Below are 21,503 nucleotides of genomic sequence, written 5' to 3' on the forward strand. Positions count from 1 at the left end.
ATGAACGGACAATTTCGTTACCTGACCAATTTAGAAACATCCTTCCGAATGGTGCGCTGGCTGGCCATCATAGCCGTTGTTGGAAGCCTAGCTTTCGCGCTGGGCGTAGCCTACTGGGCCTTCGCTGAGGTATCAGCCAGTCGTCAAAAAGTATATGTCCTCGACAATGGAAAGTCTATTATGGTGGCCCTGGCTCAGGAGCAGAATATCAACCGGCCTGCAGAAGCAAAGGATCACATAAAAACATTCCATCGGCTCTTTTTCACGCTGGAGCCCGACGAGAAACAAGTGGAAGGTAATATCCGAGAAGCCACCTACCTCGGCGACCGTTCGGTTGTCAGGCTGTATCAGGATCTTCAGGAAGCGGGATATTATGGACAGTTGATTCAGGGCAACGTACACCAGAAGGTAGAGATTGATAAAGTCGAGGTCAATTTCAGTCAATCGCCCTATCGAGTGGTGACCAGCGGACGGCAACTGCTGATCCGTGCGAACAACATTACCATCCGAAAATTAGTGACGGAATGCTACCTCATTGATGTGGCCAGGACGGACAATAATCCACATGGTTTCATGATTGAGCGATTCAAAGTAGTGCAGAATCAGGACATCGAAACGGTTCAGCGATCCAATCAGAATACGAATTTATGAACAAGTCACACCGCGCTTACTGGCTACTACCGGCTCACTGGCGATTGTGGCGTAGAAACGTGATCCGAAGGATAAGAGGGTGGGAAAGTAAACCTGTTCGTCAACGAAAATGGCACGTGCTGGGCGCTTTTTTTACCCTATTGATACTGGGCGGGTGGTCAGTTAGTATGAATCTGACGCACAAGCCACATGTCTTGCTTTATACTTCCTCTAAAGGGAAGCCGTCAAACTCGAAGGTATCTAATCATTCAGAAACCCAACGTGTAACTCATGAACCTTACCGATCCGACTCAACCCGAAATTTACATTGAGAATCCGTTACCTACGGATACACCTGATCCTTCCGAAGCGCCTGCGGCACGCAAATCGTTTCAGGAAGTCTTGAAAGATAAACGATTTTGGATGACAGCGCCCGTTCTGCTAATCGCTCTTGGATCGACTGCCTATTTTCTCATTGCCGGAACAGAAGGTGAACAAAAACCTCTCATCAATAATGTAAACGCAACGATTCCGAACGCACAAACAGACAGCGTACCTAAGTCTAAGTTGGAACTGCAGGCAGCTGAACAGCGACAGGGGTTAAGTAGGCAGCCCACTGTAAACGGTATGCAAACAGGTGTTGTCTCTGCTCTACCTGAAGCAGCGCCCTCAACGGGTTTACCGGCTACGCTTGATCCCTACCTATATAAACAAAAAAAGATGCCCGAAGCAACTGATCCGGAATTTGCCGCGATGGACTCGCTGTATAACCCTTCGCCCCCTCCACTTCAAAACAGAACAGTTGGGAGATCTCGTTCAACCAATCGAGTTCGGGCTGTTTCCACTGGTTATACAGAAACGGCACTACCGGATGAATTTGACGACGCGACCCTACCCAGACGGGATGTGCAGAAACAAGTAGACGACAGACAGCGACTTCTGGCTTTATTAACAGAGTACAAGCGGGATAAAGAAGCCAAAGCGGCGATTTCCCGGGAAGGAGAGCGGCCCCGTAAGGCGGAGTCTGGAGCTGTCGTCTCTACGCTGGGCGAAACCACCAATCGACGACTGAATGGTTTCTATGGACTCTACACATCGGACCAGAAGGGGCAGCAGGAATCGGCTTTAACGGAAGACCTGGGCACCATCCGGGCGGTCATTCATCACGACCAGCAGATAAGCGATGGAGGGCGGGTACAGCTACGTCTATTGGAACCGGTAACGCTTCGCGGTATTCTCATACCTGCCAACACATTAATTTTTGGGACGGGTAGTTTTGGGACAGAACGTGTGAGTATCACGCTGAGTAATCTTCAGTACGAAGGACACATATTTCCAATCAAGCTAACTGTTCACGACATGGACGGAATGCCTGGCGTATTTGTGCCGAACGTACTGGCCGCGCAGGAAGGAAAACAAATCCTGGGGCAGACGATTAGCGGAGCTAACTACAATCTAAGTGGTGCTTCAGCCACCAGCGCCAAAGCTGCTGCGACAATGGCCGGCATATCGGCTGCACAATCGGGGCTATCTGGTGCCCGAAGTGTTCTTCAACGTAAGATTGTCCAGCAGAAAGCTACGCTGAAAGGAAACTATTATGTACTGCTCAAATGAGTTTAGCCAGGTAATTACTGAAACGTATGAAACGACTTATTTTTTCTGTTAGTGCGCTCCTCATCCTGTCGGGTCCGTCCATAGCGCAACGTAAACCAACGTATATCAAGCGGACGTATACGAAGTTGCTAACCAAGCGGGATGTACCTGCCCGATCTCCCGTCCCTGATAGCCCTCCATTATTGGTTCAACAACAAGCGGTAAGTAAGCCTGACAGCACCGTTCGTGCCGGAAGTAGTTCCGCCATTAACTCTCCTGAAATAAAGCTGGTGTCGGCTTCAGGGGCTCCGCGCACGTCTCCGGAAGCCCTTATACAACCTCAGCATGTTATACGCTCGTACTACGTGGATTTAGCGTACAACAAAACAGTGTCGATCATCTTCCCAACAGCGGTACGGTCAGTCGACCTGGGAAGCCGCAGCATCATGGCCGACAAAGCGGCCGACGTTGAGAACGTACTGAAAGTAAAAGCTTCACAAATCGGCTTCAACGAGACCAACTTTTCGGTGATGACGACCGACGGTAAGTTCTATAGCTTTGTGGTTAATTACAATGAAACGCCAGCAGTCCTGGCCCTCAATCTAGCAGGTGCTGTAAATTCGAAACCAGTAAACCATAGCAACCAGGTTAACTTAAACGATCACACCCAATCCGTAAATGGAAGTGATGACCGGGAAGGAACCATTCAATTTGCCGGGGTTAAAGCAACGCAGTCAGACATTGTTTATGCCAGCGATCGAATCCTTCGAAATCGGGGGCGGGGCAATCGCGGAGCTGAGGCCAACAAAATGGAAGCTCGTTTGCGTGGCCTATATGTGAAGGAGAACGTGCTTTACTACCGACTGGCCATTGAAAACGAATCAAATCTCAACTACGATATTGATTTTGTGCGTTACTTCATTGTAGATGGCAAAACAGCTAAACTGACGTCCCGTCAGGAAATTGAGCTACAACCAATCTATGTGCACAACGAAGCTATCACGACGGTACGAGGGCATCAGAAAATTGAGCGAGTGTATGCCTTCCAGCGGTTCACCATCCCAAACAATAAGCAGTTGCTCATTATGATTGGTGAACAGAATGGGGGGCGGGAGCTGTCCTTTCAAGTACAAAACAAGGATATCATGAAGGCACGACCATTATAGGGCACCTACTATCAAAAAAAGTAAAGCTCCGTTTTAGGCGGAGCTTTTTTCATTTATTCTATTCCTCACCGACGCCCTTGCTGTTGGCGCAGCTGCTGATTCATTTGGTCAATATCACGTTGCAACTTATTGATGCGCTGCCGTTGTCGCTGCTGCACAAAGCCGCGAATGAAGAAAAACAGAAAGAAAACTACGAATCCCACTACCATCGCTCACACTCCTTTCTACCCGCCAAACGGATTTAAGTCTATTTAGCCGAAAGGTATAGTAAAGTGTAATGTTTGTCAAGTGGTAGCAGCGTGCAAACCTAATTATTAAGTAGACCCCTGCTCCCTGCTGTATGTGCATTTATTTGATGTGTAGGTTATTTCGTTATTTGTATGCGGTTGATTTACTAATGCTTATTTCATTAGTTGTGAATGCGCCGTAGAATTTCCGAAAGTATGTGGCCGGGCTAACGCCCGGCCACACTCGTGTTAAGCCGCAACCACATCCTGCTCAATCTCTTCAGGTACGTCATTTAGTACATAATTGACGGCTTTCTGAGCCTGACCCGATGCCCGGAAAATCAGCGTTTTATCGCTCTTTAAAGCCGACAGCCAATTTTGCAGGTACGCGGCTGCATTGGTCAAGAGCCGCTTGTCTGTCAGATCAAGGCCGCAATTGCTGGCCAGATAACAGGCTCCGATTTCGGCTGTTAATTCTTCTTTGGCGTATAACTCCCCACCAAACCCGTCAGAATGGACTAACTCCTCCCGGTTCAGCCGGTCGCGGTGTCCAGTTGAGTGAATCAGTTCATGAAACAATACGCAGTAATACGCTTCGAGGCAATCAAAAGCAGTAGGTCGGGGCATATTGACGACATCAAGCAACGGGCTGTAATAGGCACGGGCGGGATCAATATGCACAATTTCGGGTGCATTTGAATAAGCTGCATATACGGCATCACAGGCATTGTAGCTATACACTTCGTCAAGGACATCGGGTGTTTTCAACTCTGGCAAATCAATGGTTACCCCTTCTACGTCGGCCACGTTGAAAACAAAATAATGCTTGAGGAGAGGAACGCCCACCTTTTTAGTTTTTGTCTCGCCCTTGGTGTTCGTTACTTCCTTTTCTTTTTCCAGAACGCTCCAGAAAACAACTAGATTACCCCGCGCACCTTTGCGAATATTACCGCCTAACTCTGTTGCCTGTTTGAACGTCAGAAAATAGGGGCGTTCATAGCTAGCGCACCCTAGCAGTACGCTGTTTATGCCTGTATAGGGGCGTTTGCTAATGTAATTTTGGGCAACTTCTACCCGGCCATCTTGCAGGATACCCCACCGTTTACGCCAGGGGATAAAGCCTTTTTCAAGTTCAGAAACGATGAGGTCAGTAACACGGGCGTATAGGTCGGACGCGGCCCCGGTCTTGCTGCCCCGCTGTGCGGAAGCCTTTGCATTTTGCATTATACTCGCCCGAAGTAACACGTCGGTGCCGCGCAATGGGAACACTATAAAGATACGAAAACAGCGCTACCTATACAAGATAATTACCTGATCTTTAGCCCTTTATATTAAATATCTGCACCCTTTCATCAACTACTTTTGTAGTGAATTCTTGTGTGCACTAAACGTGCAATATCGTGGTTCGTGAAGGTGAGCGTGTTGGCAGGTTATCGCCCATAGGCGATGTCCTGCTTCCAATTAGTTCGTTCGGCACACAGCCCGACAATAGGAGGGAGGGGAGCCGAACGAACCTTGTAGAGCAAATTTTGTATGTAGGCCGGGCATGCCCGGCCTACTATGTTACTTTTCTTACTCTGCCAATACCGCTTCGACTTCTGGCTCTGATTCGGCCAACATGGCTTCCTGTAGTTCGGCAATCTCCGTTTCCAACTGAGAAAATTTTTCGCTGTTGCGAAACGGTTCATTAACCTTTTGCAGAAAAGCCGCTTCATCGGCTCGGGCTCGTTCAATTCGTTGCTGACATTGCGTGGGTAAGTGCGCAGCATGAGCCACCGACTGGCGTAGCGACTGAAACAAGCCGGGACCGCTCATTACTTCGCCCCGCAAACTGCTTCCCCATTGGTAGACAAATACGTACTCGTTCCGAAATGAAAATGGGTCCTGCCGAATCTCGCCGGTCAATGTCAGTGGTAACCCGTTTACCGTAACGATTGCCTGAGGTGTCAACCGACGTTTTAGCTGGCCGCGCATTTTGTCCAACAGGTGTTGCACCGGGCCACCAAACTTTTCGGCATAGGTTTCGCCCTCAATTATTACCTCATTCACCCGATACTGTTCTTCATCTATGACAAACCGGGTTTTCAGTATAGCACTCTCTGCCTGGAGCGTTGGCAGTAGTGGCACCTGCACTGACAACGTACGCCGGGCGCGTTCTACCTGCATCTGAGCATCCAAAACGCCCCGTTGCCAGTTCTTACGAGCGGTCAGCAATCGAGATAAATCAAGTTGTTTGGCAGCATAGGCTAAGGCATACTGACTGCCCGAAAGAGTAGCCATCATCTGGTCGAACGACATAGCGGCAAAATCATCATCAGCCGAAATGTCACTCATACCCTCGTCTGTAAGGTGCCCTTTAAGCACCTGATTGATGAACTTTTGTTTGATTGCCAATCGTCCGTAGGCAGTCGCATCGAGTGTTTTATCAACGCCGTAGGTAAGAATTTCAATTGGCATATTCCAGGCGGCATGTGCGTTACCCTGACGGATGATGCGCCCATTGCGTTGCTCAAAATCGGTCGGGCGGTTGGGCGCGTCAAGGTGATGCAAGCCAACTAACCGTTCCTGCACGTTAACCCCAACGCCCATTCGCTCGGACGTACCCAGCATTACCCGAACTTCACCCGTTCGGACTTTGGCAAAAACCCCTTCTCGTTTATCTGCTTCGGCGGGGCAAACGGCCACCTCGCAGGCCGGAATACCTTCGGAAACCAGTTTCATTTTTAGGTCGTCAAAGAGATTAAAACGAGCCCCAACATATAGTCGCTCATCTTCATCAGTAAATAAGTTTGCCGGTGACTGGTATACGTCGGCAAAAACCAACTGAGTACCCTTATATGAATCTGAGAGCCGATACAGCCGTAGAATCTCCGATGCGGCTCTGTTTAGCTTTGAGCCTGGCTCGTCTTCGTTTCTGGCGTTCAACAAGCGAATGTCTAACGTAGCTTTTCTGGCCTGTCCAAATAGTACCAACGGCAAATGGCTGTTCTCCCGCTTCTCACAGCCTGTTAATCCCTCAAACCACCGTAGCCGTTCACGAATCGCGTCTAACTCAGCCTGTACGCCTTCGGTCTGCTGTAGTACGATTTTCGTAAATCCACCGTCTTTCAGCGTCGGCAATGTTTGGTCCCTCTGAAACTCGACTACATCATCATTTAGCACCACGTCAACATGAGCGCGGTATAATTCTGACAACTGACGGACATTGACAAACCGGGCAAACCTTGAAACAGCTTTAAACTGGCCGGTAGTCGTTAACTCGAATGAGGCAATTAGCTGTCCGAAGGCTCCGGCGAATTGGTCAAATGTGGCAATCCGTGCTTCATCCAGGCGGTCAGGGGCGATGAACCGGAGCATCGTCCATGCCTCGGCCATTGTGTTGCTAATGGGCGTTCCCGTAGCCAGGACAACCCGCCCTTGCCTGGCCTGTACTGAGCGGCATTTAAACATCGCGCTCAATGCATCCTCCGAACCTGCCGGGTCAATGCCTTTGATGCCGCGCCGGGACGTAAAAAAGCCTAATCGCTTGTACTTGTGGCATTCATCCAGAAACAGCGCGTCGATACCCAATTCATCAAAAGACAGGATATTATCTTTTTTTCGGTCGGCTTGCCGGAGTCTCCGGGCTTCTAACCGAAGCCGTAATTCATTGAGCCGCTTTACCAATGATTTCTTGCTCTTTTCTTGGCGGGACGCTGCGGCAACGGCAGCTTCTACCCGGTCTATTTCCTCCTGTAAAAAAGCCTGTTCGCTGGCCGGATCGTCGGGAATCAGTTTGAGAAAACTTTGTGGAATAATAATCCCGTCGAAGTGGTTGGTCGCAATTCGTTGCAGGAACCGTTTGCGTCCCGATGCCTCCAAATCGCTCCGTTGTGGCACATACACAACTGCCGACGGGTATAACAGCCGCCAACTGCGGGCCACATCGTCAATCGTTGAGTTTTGTACGACTAACATAGGTTTGCGAGCAATACCTAGCCGTTTCAACTCCATTGCGCCGGTAATCATCGTGTAGGTTTTTCCGCTACCTACGGCATGGGCCAACATCGTATCCTGAATCTTGATGCGCTCAACTGCCCGAAACTGGTGGTCACGTAATGAAATGGCGGGGTTAGCATTTGGGTACTGGCCGAACGATGGCCGAGCAAAACGCCGGGGAACATGCGTATTATACAGGCGGTTAAACGTCTCTTCAATGACAGGTTCGTAATGCTGTCGGGCAAAATCAACGAACAGTTCATTCAAACGTTCCTGCGCGGCAATCGCTTGGCTCGTTGCTTCTACGTCGCGAACGGAACGTTCTTTACCATCTTGGGTAATGGTTTTGGTAATTACTACACTCCGGCTATTTAAGGCAGACTCAATCAATTGCAGAGCGGTTCGGTTTGACGTACCCAACGACTGGTTCAACGACGAATAGAAATAGATTGGCGCTTCAATCTCGTACTGTCGGCTCCGATTATTGTAGCTAGCCGTTACTTCGGGCAGTTGTAAGGTCTCCTGAATAAATCGGGTTACTAATTCATCCGGCAACCACACCGACCCTAAACCAAAGGATATTAACGCGGCCGGAATCGTCGGAGGAACGATCTGTTCCAAAGCGTACACATTGGCCTGATAAATCGGCTTGTGACGGGCTTTCTCTTCGGCTATGGCTAATTTCTGCCGAATGTTACCGGATAAGTACGCATCCCGGTCAATCAGACTGCCCGTTACAGGGTCAATGAATCCCAAACCGGCGGCTAATAACTGTTCAGTTACCTCAGCAACCGACAATCTAAGCCAACCTGTAATAGCCGGTAATGTCAAGCTCCCATGAAACCACATTGACAGATTCACCGCATCGGTTATGGACGCTGCCGAATTAGGATAGGAGAGGGCTACGTTTACCCGCTCCCGGAAAATGGTCGCTTTTTGTAGAACCTGTTTCCCGTTAACTTTTTCAGGAACTTCTAACGCCTGAACACGGCTGAATTGACCATCAAACGTTTCCAAGAATGACAGATAACGATTACCAGTCAACGGACCAAAGAAGGCAATAAACTCGTCGTATAGTGTGTTGAGGTGGGTACGCAACACGGCAACCTCCCAATCGTCTTTTCCTTCCCGTTCGGCCTCTAACAAGCCCGTCAACGTATCGCGGAGCCGAATGTATTGCCGGATAATAGTTGCCTGACTGTACGACCGGCCTTTTATACGTACAACGCCTGGATATAAATCAGCAAGTTGATTTCCGGCTGGCTGCTTCCTCGGTTGTCCGTCATGACTCGCTGATAAAAAGCCCCTCGGTAGTTGGTTGATGGCATTGCCTAACCGATCTGTCAACTCGGACGGGTCTTCTAAGTAAAGGGTTGGCCGGTCCGCTCGGTACAACCCGCCCTTACCTACTTCATCGGCCCAAACCATTTCACCAAGCATCAAATCTGGCCGCCCAGCAAAGTATTCGTTTACGTACAGGTTGTTGGTCACTTCCTCGCCTTCTTCCTGCACGGTTCGGCTCCGGACGCTGACGGTTCGCTCAAACGAATGGCCGGCAAACTGACGGTTCACTCCTTCGCGCCGTTGTAAAAACAGCACATCGGTCGTTACGCTCGTACCGCTGTGACTCTCGAACGCGCACGATGGTAAACGGATGGCCCCAACCAATTCCGTTTCAGCCTGACGGGTCAACCATTGCCGAAACTCCGCTCCGCCCTGATCGAGTGTACCCGACGAGGTAATTAGTGCCAACAAACCACCCGGCTTTACCAACCGCGCCGATTTGCCAATGAAATAGTTATGAATCGGATAGGCCGATATATCTGAGTTCTGCCGGTCATAGACACTGTAGGCCCCAAAAGGTACATTACCAATAACCAGGTCAAACGAGCCGTTAGTTAGATCAGCTTGCTCAAACCCGCCTATCTCGACGGTAGCATCCGGGTACAGTGATTGCAAAATAAGCCCGGCAATAGGGTCTTTTTCAACGGCTACCCATTCAGCGCGGTCATTTACCGAAGGGGGCGCAAAGCCCACAAAATGCCCGATGCCTGCGCCTGGCTCCAAAATGCGACCACCTGAAAAGCCGAATTGGTCAACGGCTTGCCAAACAGCGGTAATGAGGGTAGGGGGTGTATAAAAAGCCGTTAAGCATGAAGCGGCTGCGGCTTGCCGTTCCTCCATCGTCAGCACTTCGTCAATAACCGACGAGTAGCGGCTACTTTCCTCAAACGCAGATGCCAAACCACCCCAGCCCGAAAACTGCACCAATATACCTTTCTCGTCGGTAGTAGCTTCCAGGCTCTCTTTGGCAAGGTGCCTGGCTAACTGGATGGCTTTAACGTTAGCCTTTATACGTTCGCTCACCGTCCGGGTATGGAACATATCAGCGGACAGTCGGCAATTCCGCCTGTTTAACCCCGACTCTAAACCAGAATACGGTAAAATGACATTGGGTTTGTCGCTCAGCGTGTCACTTAGCAAAAGACACCCTTGGCTGTCTCTGGATTGCGATAAAGTCAGCGAATTGGCAGACGAGACAAGCCCGAACAGACTAAGCTGGATACAGTTGGGCGGGCTGACCTGCATACGGTCAGCGGGGATATGTCGGCGTTGACGCATCCTGTTTTGCCCGAAGTAACACGTCGGAGCCGCGCAGAAGTAACACTATAAAAATACCGCTTATTAGGCGGTATGGCAAGGTTTCAGGAAGATACAGTCGGAGCCTTCGCCCCCTTTCGTTTTATTCATTTTTGACTTTCTACTAAACACTTAACGCTGGTCATTCAGTTGTTGAAGAAGTTCCGTATGTCCAGGTGCTTCCCGGCCCTTCCAAATATTCCCGTTAATCAGCCATTGTTCATAATGACATACCCACAGTGCGGCCATAGGTATCAAATCTTTTCCTACCCACAAACGTCTGAATGGTGATATGTCTGGAGGATAGTACAAACAAAGACTCGCATCAGGATACATATGGATAGCCACTGAGGGAATTATTTTCGGTGAACGAATAAACACTTTGTGGTAACGCTGCGAATTATACTGTACCGTTAACTGATAGTCACTGCTGTAATCTGGATCTTGAATGAGGCAGTCTACAAATAAGACATGCTCCTGAATACGAGTTTTACAGAAAGGAAACAGGCTATTTACAACTTCCTGTTGCACTAACTGATCTATCATCGAGTAACCCTCATTATATGTGGCGCGAATCATCGTAGTGGTTTCGTTCCCGAGGTACGCTAACCCCAGTTGTGCCCGTGATAATATTAACCCGATTACCCAAAGAAGCTCCTCCTGTCTCCAACTGTTGGGCCTTCTTAGCCAAACGTTCATTACGGGCTTCCTCTTCAGACATGATCGGAAAATCTGAACCAAATAAATACCGCCAGTACTGCGCTGATTCACTAACTAATTCGGCATCATAAGCCTTTCGGGCGGTTGCAGCTGCGGTCTTCACATGATCGTAAAACGCTACGAAATCTTCACTTGACACACGCTTCCAAACGTTATGAGTTGAAACACCGCGATCAGGTAAAGATGGCGTAATTTCAATACTGCGATTCCAAGCATATTTATTGACAATCGCTTCGAAAGTCTTTACTACGCCTTCCGCTACCGAACTTATACCATCTGGGCAACAATCGCCGATCATATGTTCTATAGGATACCCTTTCGGATGTTTTAAATCAGTGAGCTTACAAATCCGCCACCACTTCAGGGCCTTTACGACATTAATATAATGGCTATTCGTAGCCTTGTTTTTGTCACGAGTCCATCGAATCTGTTCAAGTGGGTTAGTCTCGACCCAGCAGTTAGCATCTTGATCAGGAATATATAGTGATGCCGTTTTCCATTCTGCAGCGGACCGAACGGATTCGGCCATCTGAGTCGTCCAATACTGCCGATGATCAGGTTCAGCCCAGCCTTTTACAAGCCTCCAATCACCCCCAAGATCTTCCAAGGCTAATGATGTCGTTACACTTTCTGATTTGAACAGTGCCTGATCGACTTCAGAAGGCGCTGATGTTACGACAATATCTAAATCGACGTATGATAGCTCGATACCGATTGATCGGCCCTGAATACTATATTTCCCTTTGTAATATTTCTCTACGAAAGGGATAAACTTTTCAATAGCTTCCTTAGGGCGTACAGAGTAGCGATCCAACTTAGTAACGACAATAATATCGACATCCGCTCGCTTACCGTTTTTGGGCTTTATGGCCGTTGCACGTCGGTAGCTGCCTTGCAAGAAGGTACTTACAATAATTTTCGATAAGTCCGGATCAGCATTTAGCCGATCACGTAATGTTGTGTGACCAGTTATCAAATCCTCACGCTGATGCTTAGTAAGGCGAATAGCTGATAAAAACTCGTTAAAATATGTATTTACTGACATTGTTGTGGTGGGTTAGTTTTGATGATGAGAGTATTTCAGGACGTTCATAAGATTGCCAATGAACTGCGTTCTAAAATTTGCCGCCGTGAATCGATTCAGCCGTTCGCCCTCAACCGAGATTCTACCATTACCGAAGTAAAAACAATAGTTAGGATGAGCATTGATGAATACCTGTACTTGATCAGGAGCCCAATGATCTCCATCGTTGTTGATAATAATGATATCATCGGCAGTAAACTCTATGCCTTGAAGTTGATCTAAGTTGGTGTATGCTTCGACCTGAAAGCCGTTCTTAGTCAACATTCTGTGGTGATAATCATCATTACCTTTTCTGTGAGATAGCAGGACAATCCTATGACGCTGTTTAACCGTCTTTTCAAAATCGTACTCTTTCAGTAAGCCTAAAAAATCCTCACGCCGGTCAGTAAGAAGCTTTGCGATGATGACATCAACTTGGCTATTCACCTTATTAGGAATAACCTTAAAGTAAAGTAAGGCTAAACCGCCGACGCTACTAATACCAAGTATTGCCAGAATCCAAGCCCAGAATTTGAACGGCTCATACTCCTTTAGACTGTCCGTCAATTCTTTGTTTGCATCCTCCAGTCTGGTAATGTCTTCTCTAAGTTGCTGATTCTCACGCTCAATTGAGTTCAGTCGCTCAGCTACTACATTTATAGAAGGTTGCGGCTGCTGAGAAAAGACTGTGTCTGAAATCAGCATTGCTCCTATACATAGTGCATATTGGAGGTACCTGAGTAGATTAATGTTGAACATAAAGAACCTATTGGGAAGTAGTTTCAGCCCTTTTGGTTGGAGGGCAGTTGCGTCGACTGCATACCTTTCGTGTTGCAAACCGAAATGATAAGTGAACAAGTTGGTTGGGGTCATTTCCTTCTTTTTATTACAGAAGTGCGAACCGTGACAAAGTGGCTTGTCACGGTTCTTTCTTTTATATTTGGAGAAATGTATCCACAATGCAATCAGCCAGAAACGCACTGATTAATGAAACGGATGACTCTGACGAGGACTTGTTGGTCATCATCTCCATGAAGGAGGAAGTAGAGGCCCGGCAACAATCATTTGATGAATTCTACCGGCGTTATTCTCCTTTTCTGTGGGATTTCGTCTGTAGAATCGGCCAGACCAAACTTGATGAAGCCGAGCTAAAAGACATTTTTAACCGCACGTTTATCAATGTCTATGAGTACAGCGGTTCGTTTGATGCCCAGGGCGAAAAAGAGCCGGAGCTTATTCAGAAGAAGATACGGGGGTGGTTGGCTCGGATTGTTAAAAGAGAAGTTCAAAATGTTTTCACCAATGGTCGGTTCATATCTAGCTTTGAAATCGAGCTTTACCAAAAAATGGTTGAAAGTTCAAAAGACAGAAGGCCTACGACTACATTTCAGAAAGAAATCCTTAGTGAAGCCCTTGCACAACTATCGGATCGAGAACAGCATATTTTACTTACCTATTGGGAATACCACGAGCTTGGACAGGGCAATCAAAGTAAAAATATGCCTATCAATGTATTAGAAGGGTTATGCCAACGATATGACACCTCTAAAGCTAACATTAGGCAAATTATCCATCGTAGTTACGAAAAAGTGGAACAATATATCAAGAGCCATTTAGAATCAAGTTTAGCCCAAAGCCATGCAAAACGGAAATAAAATAAACCGAGACAATGCTGGCAATGACCGCTTTGAAGAAAATCTGGATTGGTCACTAAAAGTGCATGGATTCGTCTTTCCAGAATCAGATGATGAAGTTGAGGCCTTTTGTCAAAAAAACATGGGAGTAATAAATCCATTACCGGAAGAATTACGAGACCCAAGGGCCGTTTTTATAAGTAACTCAACGCCTGTCATTCGTAGCTTCGAAGTAAAGCGAAATAATGATTTTTCCGAAAATTTAGCGATGGCGGCTCGCGAAGGAAAAACTATACCGGCGGATCTTCTACAGCGGATGGAAGAAGACCGCCAGCGTTCCAAGAAATCTGGTCAGCCATGAGTTATGCTTTCTGGAACGCTCGTAAACGAAAAGTTGGGCAACTAGCAGAAGACATATCAGGGTTTTATTTTAAAACGTTTCCGATTGATCCAGCTGTAATTGCTAATGATGAGGGTATCACATATTCATACGGAAACTACCTTGACTACTTCGACGGTTTGCTTCAGCATCAGTGGGGAGAATTTCATATTTTCTTGAACTTGGATCGAATCAGCAGTCCTGACCATCCTCGGGCGCGTTTTACCTTCGGGCATGAATTAGGACATTATTTTATTGATGAGCACCGCATTGCTTTAAAAAGCGGAGAAACTCCCTGCCATCCATCGTTTGCAAAATTGATGTCAAAAAACCCGGTTGAGCGTGAGGCCGATTATTTCTCTTCATGTCTCTTGATGCCAGCTGGTTTATTTCGAACACAGTGTAATCGACGAGCACTTTCTGCGCAGCTATTTGACCATCTGGCTGACTGCTTTCAGACGAGCCTTTCATCCGTGATTTTTCGGTATATGGATCTGAACCTGTTTCCAATGATCATTATATTTTCGAGGGATGGCTTTGTTGAATGGGCAATGCCCACTTCCGATTTTCGCTATAAATCCCTACCGCCAAAAAAAAGCGCGGTTCCAACTACTAGCGTGGCTGGAGAGTTTTTCTATGAGGGCACCGAGTATCAAACCGCTGAAATTGTTTATGCAGGAGACTGGTTTCACGACAGATATATGGATATCAACCAACAACTGTACGAGAAATGTTACTATTTACCTAACAGTAGCATTCTAAGCGTTCTGTGGCTCAGAGAGAAGTAACTTTGATACATGTTCGTTTGGTTTGCAACTATATCTACATAACCATCTCGGGTGATCAAATGCAGTTGCCAGATCACAATCTCACTCTAATAGTATTGCTACAGACGGCTTATGACCACATCTAGTTGGGTCATTATTACGTCGCCCTCATAGCGAAAAGAATACCTGATACATCTCTGCTACCTCATGGCATACTAGTAACACTGTATATCCCCGTATTGTGGCCTAAAGCAATACGAACGTCGTTTTTTCAGGAAATATGGCAGGTGGACTGTTAATCCAGTACCCTTATTCCTCAATCTAACATTTCTTTCTTGTACTGCTGACTAGCCACAGATAATAATCAAGTCGACACGTTTTCTATCGCACAGCTTTGAATTCAGTATGTTTTTAGCTGAAAATAGTGCGCCACGGATAAAGTGAGCCTATTTGTCTTCCACTTTAATCCGTATCTTATTATTTAGAAGCGTAGCCGAAGCACCTACCTTGAAACATCAAATCAGACGAAAACCTACTTCTATCTTGCTTTTAGATTTGGATAAAGCATCACCAATAACTGATGGTTATTGGCCTCCGTTGTTTTGCCTGTCTGTTTGATAGCCAATATTTCCTCCCATCTACAATCATCATTTGGGCATGCTCTTGTAACTGTTGATTTACAGGACGTTGTATTTAAAGTCGATATCGAAAACAGCGCCTTCGTTAAAGCAAGATAGAAGTAGGTTTTCGTTGTTGGAGACTGCCAGGGAGCTTCCTGAATTTTGATTTTCAGCCTATTGCCCGCTGATTTTGTGCTTAACTAGCGTGGCTGGTTTGCAACGAGCTTATACAAACTGCCTCATAAATCGCTGAATTGTATGTTCCGTATGGCTGGTAGCCCATGATTTTGACCATATCATTACCCGTAGTGAATTGGGCAGTTGATAACTGCCCAATTCACTAAAACCCAATTTTAGCCTGTAAATGTGTATAAACCGACTTTCAACTTGCTTTATGTATCAGGCTATTTTGATCATAAGCGTGCAGTAGGCCCTACAACTCCCGAATTGTATTTGCCACATCGGCCAGGGTATTGGCACCTGCAACCTCCTTCGTTTCGAAGACCATAAAGTACCGGTAGTCATTGCCTGCTTTGCTTCGCCATAGGTTACCCAGGCGGATCTTCTCGGCTGTGTCCGTATTATCTAAGTGATCGCCTTTGGTTTCGACCACGATGATCTTACCTCGCTTGGTTACGATAATAAAATCAGGATAATGGTTGATGAAGCCGTTGATCGAGAAGCCTCGACCACGTTCCAGATTTCGGGTCCAGAAGGCGACGCTCTCCAGGTTGGCGATGGCATCGATCACTTTCTCCTCGAACGAATTGATCTTGGCTTCCCGAACGTAGAGTGACTTAATGAGGTCCTTACCCGTCTCAGTTGGTGAAATAGTAGAAGGGAATGGAAAAGAAAGCCGTAGAAACAACTTATCGCGGTCCAGCCATAGTCCGAATGTCTTTTCGGCGTGGGTCGTCGTTAAGGCATCAATCTTGGCTTTGATACGCTGAGTGTAGCTGTATTCCTGAGCGATCAAATCCTGAAATTGCTCTTCCGTTAAGTCCTCAAGTACTTGACGCACGTACCATTCCACGTCTTTATCAGAAATGGGCTTGAAATTGCCCAGCCGACGCATCATCTGACTCGTCATCGACTTGATTTGGCCGTCGCGGGTTTGATTCGGCAGAATGTTGGCCAGCAGCGCATCCTTGATCGATCCATCGATGTGACTGAAGCGGGGTGTATACTCGTTCTTGTTCCCTTCTTCCAGATCAACTTTATACAGCTCCGAATCGACGCTTCCGAAGTCGATGTTGCGGTCTGCTTTTCTCAGGTTGAAATCGGCTAGCAACGCTTCTTTCTTTAGCAATACTTCCTCATCACCAAACAAACCAGTGGCCACCCGCTGATAAAACTGCGGCAGCTTTATGGTGGCAGCCAGAGCCTGAAACTGATCTTTGATTTTGTACTTGTCGACCAGATCAGCCAGGGCAACCGGTAGGGGAGAGGTGTCGCCTTCCATTTGTTTCACTCGTTTTTCAAATTCGTCGGCTTCATCCTGTGCCTTTTTGACAATGTCATCAATGATCACATCGGCAGTTGTGGGCGTATCGCCATCTGAACCCTGTACGTACTGAATGTTGGCCGGGTCAAGATCATCGGCAGTTGGGGTAGGGGATTCTGTCTGTCCATTCGTACCCGTTGCTGCTGGTGTAGTTCCCGGAAAAGTCAGCAGCAGTTCGAGTGGATCGCCGGTTGGCTTTGCTTTCTCCGGTTCGGTATTCTCGTCGATAACCCGGTAATCGCGGGCGCTAAAACCGGCCTTGTTCAGGCCATTGACAATGTGTTGCAGGGTTTCCCGAAACTTAGACGAAGCCGTGAGTACGAAGCTTAGATTCAGCAACGGTGATTTATGCTTCATGACATGGGGTTGCCGCAGCACCCGCCCCAGAATCTGTTCCACGTCGACCGCCGAGGAGCGGTCGGCCAGCGAAGCCAGGATGTAGGCAAATGGACAGTCCCAGCCCTCTTTCAGGGCATTCACCGTGATGATATACCGTATGGGGCAGTCCGATGACATCAGATTGATGCCCTTCAGTTCGTCGGTGCTGGCCGTTTTGATTTTGATCTGTTCACTGGGTATACCCGCCTTGATCAGCGTTTCCTTGATCTTCTCAAAGGTATGGTTATCCTCCGCTGTCTTTGGCTGGGCCTGAAACAGTACAATAGGCCGGATGTATCGACCGCCCTGTTTGCGCTCCTCCGTAGCCAACAGTTCAAGCCGGCGTTGCAGACTGAGCGCCGAGTTGATCACCTCGGTGCGCTCGCGTTTCTGGTTGTACACAATCACCGGCAGCTTCACCATGTTTTCCTTCTTCAGCTCCAGAGCGTCGACAAAGCTGATGATGTTGCTATTCTTACGCGGGGTGGCCGTCAGGTCAAGAATGAAGGCTGGGTTCAGGTTCCGCAGCATCTCTACGCTTAGGTCACTTTCGGCATTATGGCTCTCATCAACCACGACCACGGGTTGCAACGACCGTATGACGTTAATGACCGCCGTTTCGTCGATACCTTCCAGCAAGTGGCCGTTGGTGGTCTCAGAGGGGGCAAAACTCAGGTTACCGCCGTTTTCCTGAAAGAGCTTACGGTCTTCTTTATTCCTGGCCCGTAACGAGTCGAAACTCATGACGATGATGCTCAACTGCCCCTGCACGGCCGTGGCATTAAACCCGGCACCGCTCAACAGGGCTTGCTTGTCGAACACCTCGACCCGGTGTTGAAAATGCGAGTTGATCTTCTGCCGATAGGGGTGATCCGGATTACGCAGGTTTTGAATAGTCTGCTGTAGAATGGCATTGGATGGCACCAGCCACACCACCACGTTGGCTAGTTGCGCTACTTCGCCCTTACGCCCTGGCTCGATCTTATCGAAAATAGGGCGCAGCGCATTGCAGGCAATAAAGGTTTTGCCCCCCGCTGTAGGCACCTTGATACAGACGTGCGGTACGGGATAGCCGCCCGGCGACTGCACGTTGTTTTTGTAGGGTTCGACTATGGTGCCGGGAAATGGCTTATAGCCTTTATCAAGCCAGAAATCATAGAATGAGTCACGTACCCGACCATTGGTGCGTTGTAGTTGTTCCAGAAATAAATTCAGGTCGTTAATGACGCCCTGTTGATACGATTTAAGCTCCATAGCACTTGTTGAGCGGGGCAGTTACAGCCGGGTAATATCGCGTGGAATTTTCTTAAAAATAATCTGCTTCTGCTGCAGGTAGTCATCGGGCAACAGACACGAATCGGCGTAGACAATGTATTGCTCTGCCCGCGTCAGGAACGTACCCAGCAGGTCGTAATCGAGGGTTGTGGTGGCCTCGGCATTATAGCAGAAGTAATAGGCGGTGCCTTCATGCACTCCCATCCGATATGGCTCTGGCTGATGCTCGTCGGGTAGGGGCAGAGAGGTTCCTTTCGTTTCTGTAAACCAGATATATTGCCGGATCTTATTTGTGGGCACCGCTGGATTCAGATTGCCACTATCATCGAAAAGGCGTTCGCCTAGTGTATAATAATCGAAACTGCCTCCAGTACCTTCCTTATCGGCATACCCGTTCATCACTCGACGTACTCGCTCTGCGGTGATCGTTTCGGCATAGTCTTCCATTTCCACCAAGATGAATTTCCGGCTACCACCATCTAGTTTGTTTAGGTTTAAAACGGCATGAGCAGTCGTACCGGAGCCAGCGAAGGAGTCAAGAACAATATCATTTTCACCTGCTGCTAATTGCAGAATACGTTCAATCAATTTAGAAGGCTTAGGAGTTGCAAACGTCTCTACATCATGCAATACCTTATTCACTTCTTTCTTAGCATCCTGCGTATGTCCAACATCGTTGTAAAACCAGAGTGTTTGTGGCACTATTCCACCCTGAACTTCTGATAAAAAGCGCTTGATTGCTGGAACTCCGTTTCCATTTTTTCCCCACCAGATACGATTATCATTGTGTAAGTCCCATAGTTTTTCCTCCGAGTATCGCCAGTAGTTACCTTTTGGTGGCCCTTCAATTATTCGTCCACTTGGTGTTTTGATAGGATACGTACCTAAACTGTAAAAATTACGAGCTGACAGATCTCCAGGCTTCCAAGGTCCTCGATTATCATTATCAGGGTTTTTGTAACGACTGATTTGTTCTGCATTTCGCGACATCAAATTCGGTCGCCACAACTCACCATTTTTACCATATACCAGAATGGAGTCATGATCTACCGAGAAATGCTTTGCGGAATTTTTAGGGCTATAGTTTTTCTGCCAAATTATATTCGAAATAAAGTTGTTGCCACCGAATATCTCATCACAGATAAGCTTAAGGTTTGAGTACTCATTATCGTCGATTGATATCCAGACGCTACCATCATTAGCTAATAATCTATACAGCAAGACAAGCCGAGGGTACATCATACACAGCCACTTATCATGTCGACTGAGGTCTTCGCTTTCCTTTCCCACTACTTGGCCAAGCCACTTTTTTAACTTCGGGTCATTGACATTGTCGTTATAAACCCAGCTTTCGTTTCCTGTATTGTATGGCGGGTCAATGTAGATACACTTTACCTTTCCTTCATACTGTGGCAGTAAAGCTTTCAGGGCTTCTAGATTGTCGCCGTGAATAATTAAATTACTTGGGTTTTTCGGTTGCGTTTTATTCGCCTTCCCAAAAATTTCCGGTTCGTTGACCGGTTTTTCCTCAGCCGAAAAGGTGTATTGTTTGTCAAGTACGCGGTAGGGTACGTCGTGATGGTGATTGATAACTTTTTCTTTACCAATCCAATGTAAACTCGGCATAAAAAGGGCTACGACCAGCTATTTATAAGATCATCAAAAATAGCCTATTTTGCGCTATTTCTTCGGTTATCTTGTCGGTAGGCCGGTTGTTTGGCTGTATATTGATGATCGTTACCTACCTTTCCTACCTATGCAATTTTCGGAGTTGATTACCACGCTGGCCAATGTGCATCAGCGACTTAGTCAGCAAGCCATTCGTCAGGCCGACCAGTTAATGACCCTCCGTAACTGGCTCATTGGTTTCCACATTGTAGAATATGAACAGCATGGTGATGACCGGGCCACCTACGGCCAAAACCCAATTCCGAAGATCGCCCAGGCTATGAAGCAACAGCAGGTACGCGGCTTCTCCGACCGCAATCTGTACCTGTTCAAAAACTTCTATCTGGCCTACCCAAACATTTTGCAGTTTCTAACTGCAAAATTCCAATTACCTGATTTTGAACAAATTGAGCAAAAAGCACTAAGCCGATACATACCACCAGCCAACGTACCTGACATCAACTACGCACTCCTGTTCGAGCGGCTTACGTTCACCCACTTTGTCGAGCTGCTCAAGGTCGATGATCCGCTCCGCCGACGGTTCTATGAAGTAGAAGCGCTTAAAAATGCCTGGAAAGTACACGAGTTGAACCGAGCCGTTACCACCATGCTGGCGGAGCGGACGGGTCTGTCCACCGACAAATCGGCGGTTATTTCCCGCGTCAAAGACGATCAGCCAACCGGACTATCCGATTACATCCGAAATCCTTACTTGCTGGAGTTTCTCCAGATCGAGGATAAAGCAGAGTACTCTGAAAATGACCTGGAAGGAGCCATCATCGACCATTTACAAGACTTTCTGTTGGAGCTTGGGCGCGGGTTCTGCTTTGAAGCCCGGCAGAAACGAATCAGTTTCGACAACCGGCACTATCGGATCGACTTGGTTTTTTATCATCGAATCCTGCGTTGCCACGTGCTTATTGATCTCAAGATTGGTGAGTTCGATCATGCCGATGCCGGCCAGATGAATATGTACCTAAACTACTATGCCGACAATGAATCAACCCCTCACGACAACCCGCCGGTGGGACTGATTCTCTGCGCCAGCAAGAACAACGCCTTAGTCAAGTATACCACCAGCGGTTTGGCCCACGACATCTTCGTATCGCAATATTTGACTAACCTGCCTGACAAAGAGCAGCTCCAGGCATTCATCGAGCGTGAAAGTCAGGGATTGTTATGACCTTCTAATGCCTGTACCATTTCGCCCCCTCATTCATAAGTTTTTATTGCTTTCCAAGGCCTAACAACCGGTATACAA

General features: G+C 47.5%; 15 protein-coding genes. 8 read left to right on the forward strand and 7 right to left on the reverse strand.

Annotation, left to right across the window (positions count from 1 at the left end; translation table 11 throughout):
• From traK to ACAW75_RS23545, 4 genes are all read left to right on the forward strand, one after another.
• Positions 1–651, forward strand: coding sequence for a conjugative transposon protein TraK (gene traK / locus ACAW75_RS23530; RefSeq protein ID WP_370731222.1), 651 nt, complete (start codon positions 1–3; stop codon positions 649–651).
• 270 nt (positions 652–921) lie between these two features.
• Entirely contained in the window at positions 922–2,244 is a 1,323-nt protein-coding gene (gene traM, locus ACAW75_RS23535; RefSeq protein ID WP_370731223.1) for a conjugative transposon protein TraM, read from the forward strand.
• Between the two features lie 26 nt (positions 2,245–2,270).
• Positions 2,271–3,389, forward strand: coding sequence for a conjugative transposon protein TraN (gene traN / locus ACAW75_RS23540; RefSeq protein WP_370731224.1), 1,119 nt, complete (start codon positions 2,271–2,273; stop codon positions 3,387–3,389).
• Positions 3,390–3,472: 83 nt separating this feature from the next.
• The gene (locus ACAW75_RS23545; RefSeq protein ID WP_370731225.1) at positions 3,473–3,634 is read left to right on the forward strand and encodes a hypothetical protein; all 162 of its coding nucleotides are present in this window, start codon (positions 3,473–3,475) and stop codon (positions 3,632–3,634) included.
• A gap of 231 nt (positions 3,635–3,865) precedes the next feature.
• On the opposite strand, the gene ACAW75_RS23550 is transcribed toward ACAW75_RS23545, so the two are convergent.
• The 5 genes from ACAW75_RS23550 to ACAW75_RS23570 all read right to left on the reverse strand — a co-directional run bounded on the left by ACAW75_RS23550 (position 3,866) and on the right by ACAW75_RS23570 (position 12,890).
• Positions 3,866–4,840, reverse strand: a complete 975-nt coding sequence (locus ACAW75_RS23550) for an ArdC family protein (protein WP_370731226.1) — start codon at positions 4,838–4,840, stop codon at positions 3,866–3,868.
• A 348-nt stretch (positions 4,841–5,188) separates the two neighbouring features.
• Entirely contained in the window at positions 5,189–9,979 is a 4,791-nt protein-coding gene (locus ACAW75_RS23555; RefSeq protein WP_370731227.1) for a helicase-like domain-containing protein, read from the reverse strand.
• A gap of 387 nt (positions 9,980–10,366) precedes the next feature.
• The gene (locus tag ACAW75_RS23560; RefSeq protein ID WP_370731228.1) at positions 10,367–10,813 is read right to left on the reverse strand and encodes a type II CBASS E2 protein; all 447 of its coding nucleotides are present in this window, start codon (positions 10,811–10,813) and stop codon (positions 10,367–10,369) included.
• On the reverse strand, positions 10,794–11,999 hold the full coding sequence (locus tag ACAW75_RS23565; protein WP_370731229.1) for an SMODS domain-containing nucleotidyltransferase: 1,206 nt from the start codon (positions 11,997–11,999) through the stop codon (positions 10,794–10,796). Before ACAW75_RS23565 ends, ACAW75_RS23560 begins: the two co-directional genes overlap by 20 nt.
• Positions 12,000–12,011: 12 nt before the next feature.
• Positions 12,012–12,890 (reverse strand): hypothetical protein, encoded by an 879-nt coding sequence (locus ACAW75_RS23570; RefSeq protein ID WP_370731230.1) that lies wholly within the window; start codon positions 12,888–12,890, stop codon positions 12,012–12,014.
• An 86-nt stretch (positions 12,891–12,976) separates the two neighbouring features.
• Here ACAW75_RS23570 and ACAW75_RS23575 point away from each other — a divergent pair, with 86 nt between their 5' ends.
• Genes ACAW75_RS23575 through ACAW75_RS23585 form a run of 3 tightly spaced genes read left to right on the forward strand, consistent with a single transcriptional unit; the run spans position 12,977 to position 14,818 of the window.
• Entirely contained in the window at positions 12,977–13,672 is a 696-nt protein-coding gene (locus ACAW75_RS23575; protein WP_370731231.1) for an RNA polymerase sigma factor, read from the forward strand.
• The gene (locus ACAW75_RS23580) at positions 13,656–14,012 is read left to right on the forward strand and encodes a hypothetical protein (RefSeq protein ID WP_370731232.1); all 357 of its coding nucleotides are present in this window, start codon (positions 13,656–13,658) and stop codon (positions 14,010–14,012) included. Before ACAW75_RS23575 ends, ACAW75_RS23580 begins: the two co-directional genes overlap by 17 nt.
• The gene (locus tag ACAW75_RS23585) at positions 14,009–14,818 is read left to right on the forward strand and encodes an ImmA/IrrE family metallo-endopeptidase (protein ID WP_370731233.1); all 810 of its coding nucleotides are present in this window, start codon (positions 14,009–14,011) and stop codon (positions 14,816–14,818) included. The genes ACAW75_RS23580 and ACAW75_RS23585 overlap by 4 nt, the downstream gene beginning before the upstream one ends.
• Positions 14,819–15,850: 1,032 nt before the next feature.
• Here the strand turns inward: ACAW75_RS23585 and ACAW75_RS23590 are convergent.
• Positions 15,851–18,553 (reverse strand): DEAD/DEAH box helicase, encoded by a 2,703-nt coding sequence (locus ACAW75_RS23590; RefSeq protein ID WP_370731234.1) that lies wholly within the window; start codon positions 18,551–18,553, stop codon positions 15,851–15,853.
• Positions 18,554–18,574: 21 nt separating this feature from the next.
• Complete coding sequence (locus ACAW75_RS23595; RefSeq protein WP_370731235.1) at positions 18,575–20,200, reverse strand: site-specific DNA-methyltransferase; 1,626 nt, start codon at positions 20,198–20,200, stop codon at positions 18,575–18,577.
• 130 nt (positions 20,201–20,330) lie between these two features.
• Here ACAW75_RS23595 and ACAW75_RS23600 point away from each other — a divergent pair, with 130 nt between their 5' ends.
• Positions 20,331–21,425, forward strand: a complete 1,095-nt coding sequence (locus ACAW75_RS23600; protein WP_370731236.1) for a PDDEXK nuclease domain-containing protein — start codon at positions 20,331–20,333, stop codon at positions 21,423–21,425.
• The last annotated feature ends 78 nt before the right edge of the window (positions 21,426–21,503 follow it).

The sequence above is a fragment of the Fibrella arboris genome (genome assembly GCF_041321095.1).
GTDB classification, from domain to species: Bacteria; Bacteroidota; Bacteroidia; order Cytophagales; family Spirosomataceae; genus Fibrella; species Fibrella arboris.